Source organism: Bradyrhizobium sp. P2_E8 (assembly GCF_056403875.1).
Map to the genome: position 1 here is coordinate 1 of NZ_JBFUES010000247.1, position 8336 is coordinate 8336.

General features: G+C 63.4%; 9 protein-coding genes and 3 pseudogenes. 2 read left to right on the forward strand and 10 right to left on the reverse strand.

Going from position 1 to position 8336, the window contains the following annotated elements; translation table 11 throughout:
- Positions 1-36: 36 nt before the first annotated feature.
- The 9 genes and pseudogenes from AC1D00_RS15870 to AC1D00_RS15910 all read right to left on the reverse strand — a co-directional run bounded on the left by AC1D00_RS15870 (position 37) and on the right by AC1D00_RS15910 (position 5324).
- Positions 37-339, reverse strand: a pseudogene (locus AC1D00_RS15870) (hypothetical protein).
- A gap of 126 nt (positions 340-465) precedes the next feature.
- Positions 466-917: pseudogene (locus AC1D00_RS15875) on the reverse strand (SOS response-associated peptidase family protein); the annotation flags it as partial.
- 61 nt (positions 918-978) lie between these two features.
- A pseudogene (locus tag AC1D00_RS15880) lies at positions 979-2654 on the reverse strand (PHP domain-containing protein).
- Positions 2655-2933: a hypothetical protein gene (locus AC1D00_RS15885; RefSeq protein WP_477011327.1), complete on the reverse strand. Its 279-nt coding sequence runs from the start codon at positions 2931-2933 to the stop codon at positions 2655-2657.
- A 201-nt stretch (positions 2934-3134) separates the two neighbouring features.
- Positions 3135-3473 (reverse strand): hypothetical protein, encoded by a 339-nt coding sequence (locus tag AC1D00_RS15890; RefSeq protein WP_477011328.1) that lies wholly within the window; start codon positions 3471-3473, stop codon positions 3135-3137.
- Positions 3474-3535: 62 nt separating this feature from the next.
- On the reverse strand, positions 3536-3799 hold the full coding sequence (locus AC1D00_RS15895) for a GlsB/YeaQ/YmgE family stress response membrane protein (protein ID WP_477011329.1): 264 nt from the start codon (positions 3797-3799) through the stop codon (positions 3536-3538).
- A gap of 20 nt (positions 3800-3819) precedes the next feature.
- The gene (locus tag AC1D00_RS15900; RefSeq protein ID WP_085352471.1) at positions 3820-4278 is read right to left on the reverse strand and encodes a YidB family protein; all 459 of its coding nucleotides are present in this window, start codon (positions 4276-4278) and stop codon (positions 3820-3822) included.
- Between the two features lie 74 nt (positions 4279-4352).
- Entirely contained in the window at positions 4353-4973 is a 621-nt protein-coding gene (locus tag AC1D00_RS15905; RefSeq protein WP_007604870.1) for a general stress protein, read from the reverse strand.
- Between the two features lie 30 nt (positions 4974-5003).
- Complete coding sequence (locus AC1D00_RS15910) at positions 5004-5324, reverse strand: hypothetical protein (protein ID WP_477011330.1); 321 nt, start codon at positions 5322-5324, stop codon at positions 5004-5006.
- A gap of 380 nt (positions 5325-5704) precedes the next feature.
- Here AC1D00_RS15910 and AC1D00_RS15915 point away from each other — a divergent pair, with 380 nt between their 5' ends.
- The gene (locus AC1D00_RS15915) at positions 5705-5887 is read left to right on the forward strand and encodes a DUF3606 domain-containing protein (RefSeq protein WP_477011331.1); all 183 of its coding nucleotides are present in this window, start codon (positions 5705-5707) and stop codon (positions 5885-5887) included.
- A gap of 35 nt (positions 5888-5922) precedes the next feature.
- On the opposite strand, the gene AC1D00_RS15920 is transcribed toward AC1D00_RS15915, so the two are convergent.
- A complete protein-coding gene (locus AC1D00_RS15920; RefSeq protein WP_477011332.1) occupies positions 5923-6819 on the reverse strand; it encodes a 3'-5' exonuclease in 897 nt (298 codons plus the stop codon).
- Between the two features lie 475 nt (positions 6820-7294).
- Between AC1D00_RS15920 and AC1D00_RS15925 the strand changes: the two genes are divergently transcribed.
- Positions 7295-8284, forward strand: a complete 990-nt coding sequence (locus AC1D00_RS15925) for an NADP-dependent oxidoreductase (RefSeq protein WP_477011333.1) — start codon at positions 7295-7297, stop codon at positions 8282-8284.
- Positions 8285-8336: the final 52 nt, after the last annotated feature.

Consider the following 8336-nt stretch of genomic DNA (forward strand, 5'->3'; position numbering starts at 1 on the left):
GGGCATAGCAGATCTCAAACGTCAGGCGGCAGCGGCTCAACTTGTGAATAGGGGGCCTACGGAGAAGAGGGCCTGCTTGAGTTCGGGTGGTGACTCCAGGCAGGTGTCACCGCTCGAGTCCAGGACGTCACGGATCTTGGCAACTGCCTCGTCGGACGAGAGGCCCGACGGCCGATCGCGACGCGCGATGTCGAGCGCGCGCGGGCGTGCGGGTCGGCTCGGTCCCGCTTCCAGCCGTGCTCCTCGCATTCGTGGATGGCGCCCGCTTGCTGCAGCATGTGGATCGCCCCAGCCCTTCAGCGTCCGGACTGCCTTTGGTCTTTCCTTCGTCATCAGCATCGATCAGACCTGCCGTGACGAATCCTTGGGGCCGCCGCCTCGTTTCCTGGCGGTTAGCACGGGTCAAAGATTCTGAAATTCGGGAGCTCCGGCTTGTCCAGGTGTTCCGCTGGGCTGTGCAGAACCCTAAGCCGTAGGCGCCGGGTCTTCCTTGACGCCACGGGCAACGATCCGCAGCGCCCCGTCCGGTAGCGGCCTTTGCATTCAGGGGCTTCCTCCGCAGGCGCCGTCATCCAGGTCTCGACCTCATCGGCCGTCGTGAGGATCACCGGCATTGCCTTCGGGTGGATGACGCCGACCTCGGCGTTCGGCTCCGTCGTCAGGAACGCGTAGAGGTCGTTGGTGGTCTCCCCTTTCCTGACCTTCCGGACGGACGTCCAATTGGTCCAGATGCCGGCGAAGCAGAGGAGCGGGCGGGTCTCGTCGAGCGCGAACGAGATGTCGCCGCCCTCGACCTTGTTGAACTCGCTGAAACTGTTGAACGGCACCACGCAGCGGTGCTCCGGACCAAGCCACCGCGCCCAGTGCTTGGACTTTACGTTGCGGATGTTGGTGGTTCCGGAATCCGGCTCCATCGGAGCAATTCGGCGGCGACTGGCACCACCCTTCCCCGCAATGAGAAGTCGTGCTTCTGCGGCATTAAGCGGCGCGGGCGAGCGAGCGCCGCTTCTGGCGTAGGTAGCGCGTGATTTCTGAGAGCGACAACGCGTTCAGGACCCGCTCGGCGGGGACACCGCCCTTGCGGGCCATCAGGACGCCCCAGTGCATGTGGTCGAGTTCGGGAATCGAGTGCGCGTCCGGATTGATGCTCAGCATGCAGCCAAATTCGAGGGCGGCTCGGTGCCAGCGCCAGTCCAGGTCGAGCCGCCATGGGTGAGCGTTGATCTCTACGACGACGTCATGCCTGGCGCATGCCCGCAGCACCTTCTCGATGTCGATTTCGTAGCCCGGCCGCCGCTGCAGCTGCCGCCCGGTCATATGGCCGATGATGGTGGTGTGAGGATCGGAGATGGCGCGCAGCAGCCGCTGCGTCTGGGCCTTGCGGTCGAGTTTGAAGCGGCCGTGGATGCTCGCGACCACGAAGTCGAAGCGCGCCAGCACCTCATCCGGATAGTCGAGCGATCCGTCGGCCAGAATGTCGGACTCGATGCCTTTGAGGATCCGGAAATCCTTGCCGAAGCGCTTGTTCAAGCGATCCGCTTCCCGGTGCTGCTGCGCGATCTCGTCCTCCGAGAGGCCGCCCGCGTAGTGCGCGGACTTGGAGTGGTCGGCGACGCCGAAATACTCGAAACCGCGCTGGCGCGTGGCCTTGGCCATCGTCTCCAAGGTCTCCGTGCCGTCGGACGCATCGGTGTGGCAATGAAGGATTCCGCGCAAGTCCTTGTCGGTGACGAGCTTCGGCAGCTTGCCCTTCAGGGCCAGCTCGACCTCTCCGCGGCCCTCACGGAGTTCAGGATCGATGAACGGCAGGCCGAGAGCACCATAGATCTCGGCCTCGTCGCCGGCGATCAGGGTGCGGCCCTTGTGCGGCCTGTCAGCCTCCAACCGCATTCCCTTCTCAATGGCCAAAGCCTGGAGCCTCTCGATGTGAGCGGCGGAGCCGGTGCCGAAAAGAAGGGCGGCGCCGAAGTGGTTGCGGTCGGACAAGCGGATTTGCAGTCCGTCCGCCGCCGAATCGCCTTCTCGGTCTTGGCAGCCTCCGCGACGATCGTGAGGTCGCCGACGAGTTCGCAGCCCCGGCGGAAGTCGCCCGCGATCGTCACGCGTTTAAGCTCCGGCCGGGCCTTACGCAGCGAATCCTTGGCGTGCGCGAGCAGGGCGGCGGCACGGTGCAGGTGAAGGCGGCCTTCTCCGCTTTTCGCGATGGCCAGGTTCTGCAGAATCTTGGTCTGTAGCGCCGCGCGAAGGCCTTTGGCCTTCTTGATACGGTCGTCCTTGGCGGCGGCCTCCGTCTCCGCCAGCGAGGTGATGCCGAGATCCTTGTAGAGCCGCAGCACCTTCTCGGGACGGAGACCGGGTACAGCAAGCAACTCCAGCACGCCCTCGGGTATCTCCTTCCGGAGCTTCTCAAGGCTCGGATGAGAGCCCGTCTTGTGAAGCTTGGTGATGATGTCGGCGATCGCATCTCCGACGCCGGGAATCTCGGTGAGCCGGTCTTCGGCGATGAGCACGTCCARAGGGACGGCAAGGGCCGCCAGGCTGTCTGCGGCCCGCGTGTAGGCTTTCGCCCTGTACGGGTTGCCGCCACGCAACGCCGTCCGCTGTGCGTATTCTCGCAGGAGACTGACGATGGTGCGGAAGTCAACGGAAGCCACTCAACGAGCCTCCCGTTCCGCGCCCGGCCTCACCGGAGCAAACGCTCCTTTAGCGGGTGGGCCGTGATCGCGGCGATCGAGAGATGCCTCAAGTTTTTGCGCTGCCCGGAAGTCCTCAAGGTGCTGCGTGTTCGGGCTGTAAGCGGCCTCCTTCTTGAGGAGATTGTAAATTCGCCCCGCAACGAGCTGCAGATGCTTCATTTTGCCGCGCGGCAGCGATCGGGCTTTGCAAAGAGCCCGGACGGCGTAGGCGCGGAAGTAATCGAAGGCGTCAGACATGGTCTGGGTAAACGCCCATTCTCGCCTATAGTTCGGTCGACATCGTCAGCCCCGCAGGACCGTTATGGGCGACATTTGGCGTGCACCTATAATCGTCAGCAGGCTACAGCTCAGCGCGTGGCGAGAACAATCAAGGCAGGGGCGATGAAAGCGCGGCTGCGACCTTCGTTTGCGGCCGGGCCTGTTCGAAACGTTCGGACGTCACGTTTTGGGACTTGGCTGCGGAGTGGGAAGACCTTGGGGAGGCTGAGAAGGTGCGGGATTACTCTGCTGCTGAGGTGCTACGGCGTCGCCGCCCCCATGAGGAACGCACGTACCGATGTTGCTGAGCAGGCGTTTGGCCGGGAGATCGCGGACCTTCGAGTATTCGCGCCGTCGCTCGATATTGGCCGCGGCCCATCTGTCCCAGGCCTCGAAAGCGTCCGTATAGTGCTTTCGCATCTGCTCCTCGGCGGCGAGGCAATCGGCGAACTTGTCGAAGACCAGGTCGGTGTTAACGGGTGTCATCCCTCCCGCCAGCACAACGAGCATCCATTTCATCTTGCTTCGCCTTTCGCGCCGGGCGAATTCTCCGCTAACCCGCAGAATTCCGCTCGCTGTGGTTAGATGGCCCGACGGCTGCGACCGGCCACAAAACCGTAGATGAAAAGCACGATGATGGCGCCTACCACTGCCCCCACTAGCCCCGCGCCTTCTCCTGGCCGGTACCAGCCGAGAGCCTGACCAAGATAGGTCGCAACGAACGCCCCTACTATTCCCAGGATTGTGGTCAGGATGAAGCCCGACGGCTCGTTATCGCCGGGCATGATGAACTTCGCGATGATGCCTGCGGTGAAGCCAATGATGATCGTCCAGATAATGCCCATGTCTCTCTCTATCGCTGTGATTATCCCGCCGATGGAGCCGGAAGACGTCCATCAGGCGTGTATTTGTCCACGGCCGTCGGAAGCTCTCGGGACAATCGGTCGAGGATTTCCTGCTGCGACAGGCCGGTCTGCTGCTCCAGCTTTTGAAGGACGTCCGGACCGATAGCCTGTTGGAGTTCGGGCGGGGTGACTTCCCGGTTTGGCCCCTGATTGATCCAGGATTGAGCCGCCTCGCCCTGTCCGTTCTGCTTGAAGTGCTCGAGCAACTCGCCGATCCCGCCGTTCAGGAGCGAACCCACGCCGCCGCCCCCCACAAGGCCACCAAGGTTGCCGAGCATGCCGCTCAGGGAATCCTTGGCACCCGCCGGCTGACCGGAGGTCGCACTGCGAAACATGTCGGCCAACTTGTCACGATTCTGGTAACCGGCGATTGCGAGCATACCCAAGAGGGCGGTCATCGATGGCATTCCGCGGCTCATATTCGGCTCCTCAGTTCGATCATTAGTAACGTGCAAGAAAAGGGCGGCCCGCCTAGGGCGGGCCGCCGGCTAATTCATCGCACTCCGGTGCCGTAAAGTTGGCGCTCTCTGCGGACCTCGTCCGCGCCATAAGGCTGGGCGGAGGGATCGTAGCTCTTCCACCCGGCCTTCTGCCAGGCTGCGCTCCGTTCGCGGAGATTGACGGCGGACTGGTTCAGGATCGCTTCGTAGCGCGCGCGGTCCGCATCAGGTACACGAGCCGAAACCAAGGTGCCGCCGCGCCTAACACCTTCGGCGTAGAGTGGTGCTTCCTCATCGGATACGCCGGCCTGCGTCAACGCTCCCACAACCCCGCCCGTCGCGCCGCCGGCAACGGCACCGAGCGCGGTCGATGCGAGCCATCCGGCCGCCACGACCGGACCCAGGCCAGGTATCGCCAACAAGCCAAGGCCCGCGAGCAAGCCGGCCGCGCCACCGAGGCCTGCGCCGACGCCCGCTCCCGTGGCCGCACCTTCAGCCCGATCATCAACCCCATCTCGATCTCGATCGACCTTCTTGTCGGTGCTGTACCAGTTGTCGGAATTGTTCGCGACGATGCTCAAATCCGAATGCGGCACGCCCGCAGCCTCCAGGCTCGTCACCGCGCGCTGCGCATCGGAGTAGTTGTCGTAGAGACGTGAAATCGTGACGGTCATCTTGAATCCCTCAATTTTGTTGGGCGCAGGTTATTTCGCCGCGTTCACGTTGCCTTGGAAATCCAGACTCACATCGGTCGAGGCGCCGCCTTTGGTGGCCTTTCCGCGCCAGACGCCGTTGTCGTCCTTCTTCAGGGATGTGACGTTGGTGTAGCCCGCGTCCTCAATCTTCGATTTGGCCTGACCCTCGGTGAAGCTGTTGGCCCCTGCGACCGGCTTGTTGGAATTGTTCTGACCGGTACTGTTGACCGCGTTATTGTTGGGCCGATCAGTGGCCGGCGGGTTTTGCGCAAACGACGGACCCGCCAGAAGCGAAGCAGCCGTTAGCAGAAGAAGCAGTCTCTTGTTCATGTCGTCCTCCAGAAGTGGCACGGCACAAACATGCGCTGGACTGAGAAGTTCCAAGTTTTCCCGGTCCGTGGGTTTGGAATGGAGGATGTAGAAAAGGATCTGCAAGAAAACGGGAGCGGGCTCCGGGCGCGTACTTCAAGCTCATTCGGGCGGAGCGTTTGGAGCTGGCCAACCTGGGCGACGTACGCCAAACGGCTACTCATGCGGTGCGACGAAGCCTTCGTGCAGGCGGTCGAGCAAACGAAATGGAAAGGCCAACAAGGGTGGAGCCGAGATGCTGCCGGCGCTCGTTCGGCTTCAGCCCGCAACAGCTTCTTTGAGGGAACCCCGCGATTCCTTGAAGCGTTGCACTGCCATCACTTTCGCAGACGGAGGAGCAGATGGCAGCGAAGAAGAAGACCGCGCGAGGACGCAAGCAGGACCGGGCGCGCGTCGCCGGCGGGCAGAAGCACGAAGTCGGCTATGAGGCGAAGAAGACCGGACGGTCCGCGCCCGCGGTCAAGAAGGCGGTCAAGAAAGTAGGCAATTCCCGTAAGCGGGTCGAGAAGCGTCTCGGGCGCTGATGCGCAGGCGGCGGCTTCTTCCCGAGCTGCCGCCCTCAGATCCGGCTGGAGAAGCGCGTGAAGGCGGTCAGCGTCTGCAGCCGCGGCTCCACGTCGCGGAGATAGATCTCTGACCGGAGAAATGCGAGCTCCGCGTCGAGGGCGACCTCGCAGACGTCGACGTACCAGGACTTGGGTCGGCCGTCCGTGCCGTCGCTCCAGCGATAGCCGCGGCGCTTCAGGGAATCCTTGAGTTCGAAGGGCGACTGTTCGGCCCAGATGCGGACGGTCTTCCTCCGTGCGGTATCGAGCAGCGTGGCGAGCGCTGGCGCGCCGGTCGTCGGTAGGTCGAAGTCCAAGATCTCGAGCAGCGCGTGACAGTCGTCAACCGCGCGGTGCGCCTGGTGGAAGTAGCCGGCGCCGTTCAACAGGTAGCCGAGTTGCGAGCCCGCGAAGCCGTGTTTGCGCCAGTCGATCTCGCTCATGCTGCAGCCCCAGGCCTTGTGCTCGAACACGGGCCAGTAGCGCTCGACGAACCTCCTGTCGAAAGCGCTGTTATGCGCGATCGTGATGACTGCGCTTTCAGCGAAGGCCGTGACGGCGGCATCGTCGAATCTGTGACCGGCAACCATTTCGTTGGTGATGCCAGTGAGTGCCGTCACTTCCGCGGAAATCGGTGCACTCGGCTCGTTGAAAGCGGAGAATATGTCTCTGACGCCGACGATCCGCCCGTCCGGCGCGTAGTCGAATTTGACCATCCCGAGTTCGATGATCTCGTCCCTAGCGTGCTCGAGGCCGGTCGTCTCCGTGTCCAGCAGAACGCCGGTCCTGACGTCATGGCCCATGGCCGGTATGTACGTGGGACGCGGGGCCAGGCGCCGCAGCACCCGGTAGTCGGCCGACCGGCTCAAGGCCTCGGCCATCGCCGACAGATCCGATGGGTTTTGAAACATCTCTTCTCGTGGTGTCCCTACCGATTGACCGGAAGCCCACGATACCGGGGGCGCCGGCCGGGAGGTATCCGAAAGACAGGCAATTCACGGCCTTTTCGGGAGTGTCGTGCAATTCCAAACTGATGCGGGGTGAGTTCCTGGAGGCGCGGCGCTCCTGCGGAGTCCGAGTTGTCTTGCCACCCGGTCTTGCTCGCCTGGCGTGCCCTGATCGGTCCTCCACATCGGGCCGCCTCTCCAGCGATCTCGGAGCCCAGCGTTTCTGAAACCTCTTGCGGCGAACTCTCCGGCGGCCGTTTGTCAGAAAAGGGCGTTCGGCTGTCCTGATCCGTAGGATCTTGTCCGTTGTCCAAAGCAGGGCTCCATGGCGACATACGGGCAATCCCGCCCGGGCCGAGGAGACGACCGGGAAAACCGCAGCAAGGCTCCCGAGAGTGGTCGGCGCTACTCGCGACGAGCTGGGCGCAAGGAGAGTGAGATGGCCTCGAGCAGCATGGTTACTCAAGTTACGGAAGCGCGGACCGGATCGACGATGATGGCGTGGCGCGTACATGAGTTTGGGCCGCCGCAGGTCATGCAGTTCGAGGCCCTCTCCCGTCCGGAGCCCGGGCCCGGCGAGGTCCTGGTCAAAGTTGCAGCTGCCGGAGTAGGCCCATGGGACGGCTGGATCAGAGCCGGAAAGAGCGCATTGCCGCAGCCGCTCCCGCTCACTCTGGGCTCGGACCTTTCAGGTGAAATCGTCGCCGTTGGGCCCGGAGTCTCGCAAGGACGTGCGGGAGAKCAGGTCTACGGTGTTACGAATCCGCGGTTCGTCGGGAGCTACGCCGAGTACGCGTTGGCTTCCGCGGAGATGGTCTCAGGCAAGCCGAACTCGCTAAGTCACGCCGAAGCCGCCTCCGTTCCCGTCATTGCCGTCACCGCATGGCAGGCGCTGTTCGACCACGCGCAACTCAGAGCGGGCCAAACGGTGGTCATTCACGGGGCGGCTGGCAACGTGGGATCCTACGCGGTCCAATTGGCTCGTCACGCGGGTGTGCAGGCCATCGCAACGGTATCGACGGCCGACGCTTCCATCGTGCGCAACCTTGGCGCAAACAAGGTGATCGACTATCGGAGCMAGCGCTTCGAGGAGGAAGTGCGGGATGCGGACGCCGTCATCGATCTCGTCGGCGGCGAGACGCAAAGCCGCTCGTTCCAGGTCCTTCGTCGAGGCGGCAAGCTGATCTCGGCAGTGTCCCGCCCGGATCAGGATCTCGCAAAACACCACGGTGTGGAAGCCACCTTCTTTTTGGTCGACGTCACGAGCCGGTATCTGACGGAAATCGCTCGCCTTGTCGATGCTGGAGAACTGCAAACAAACGTCGGCGTGGTCTTGCCCCTCGCGGATGCGCGTGAGGCTCACTTGATGCTGGAGGGCGCGCGGCCCCGGCCAAAAGGAAAGATCGTGCTCGCGGTCGGAGCGGGCTGACCGATCTCGCGCCTCTTCTTGCGCTCACGCGTCCGGATGCGCCAGCCAACCC

What these genes read in the sequence shown, in the direction of transcription:
- AC1D00_RS15915 (WP_477011331.1), top strand. Translation starts at nt 5,705, where the DNA reads ATGGCAGCGAAGAAGAAGACCGCGCGAGGACGCAAGCAGGACCGGGCG.
- AC1D00_RS15905 (WP_007604870.1), bottom strand. Translation starts at nt 4,973, where the DNA reads ATGACCGTCACGATTTCACGTCTCTACGACAACTACTCCGATGCGCAG.
- AC1D00_RS15895 (WP_477011329.1), bottom strand. Translation starts at nt 3,799, where the DNA reads ATGGGCATTATCTGGACGATCATCATTGGCTTCACCGCAGGCATCATC.
- AC1D00_RS15885 (WP_477011327.1), bottom strand. Translation starts at nt 2,933, where the DNA reads ATGTCTGACGCCTTCGATTACTTCCGCGCCTACGCCGTCCGGGCTCTT.
- AC1D00_RS15910 (WP_477011330.1), bottom strand. Translation starts at nt 5,324, where the DNA reads ATGAACAAGAGACTGCTTCTTCTGCTAACGGCTGCTTCGCTTCTGGCG.
- AC1D00_RS15920 (WP_477011332.1), bottom strand. Translation starts at nt 6,819, where the DNA reads ATGTTTCAAAACCCATCGGATCTGTCGGCGATGGCCGAGGCCTTGAGC.
- AC1D00_RS15890 (WP_477011328.1), bottom strand. Translation starts at nt 3,473, where the DNA reads ATGAAATGGATGCTCGTTGTGCTGGCGGGAGGGATGACACCCGTTAAC.
- AC1D00_RS15900 (WP_085352471.1), bottom strand. Translation starts at nt 4,278, where the DNA reads ATGAGCCGCGGAATGCCATCGATGACCGCCCTCTTGGGTATGCTCGCA.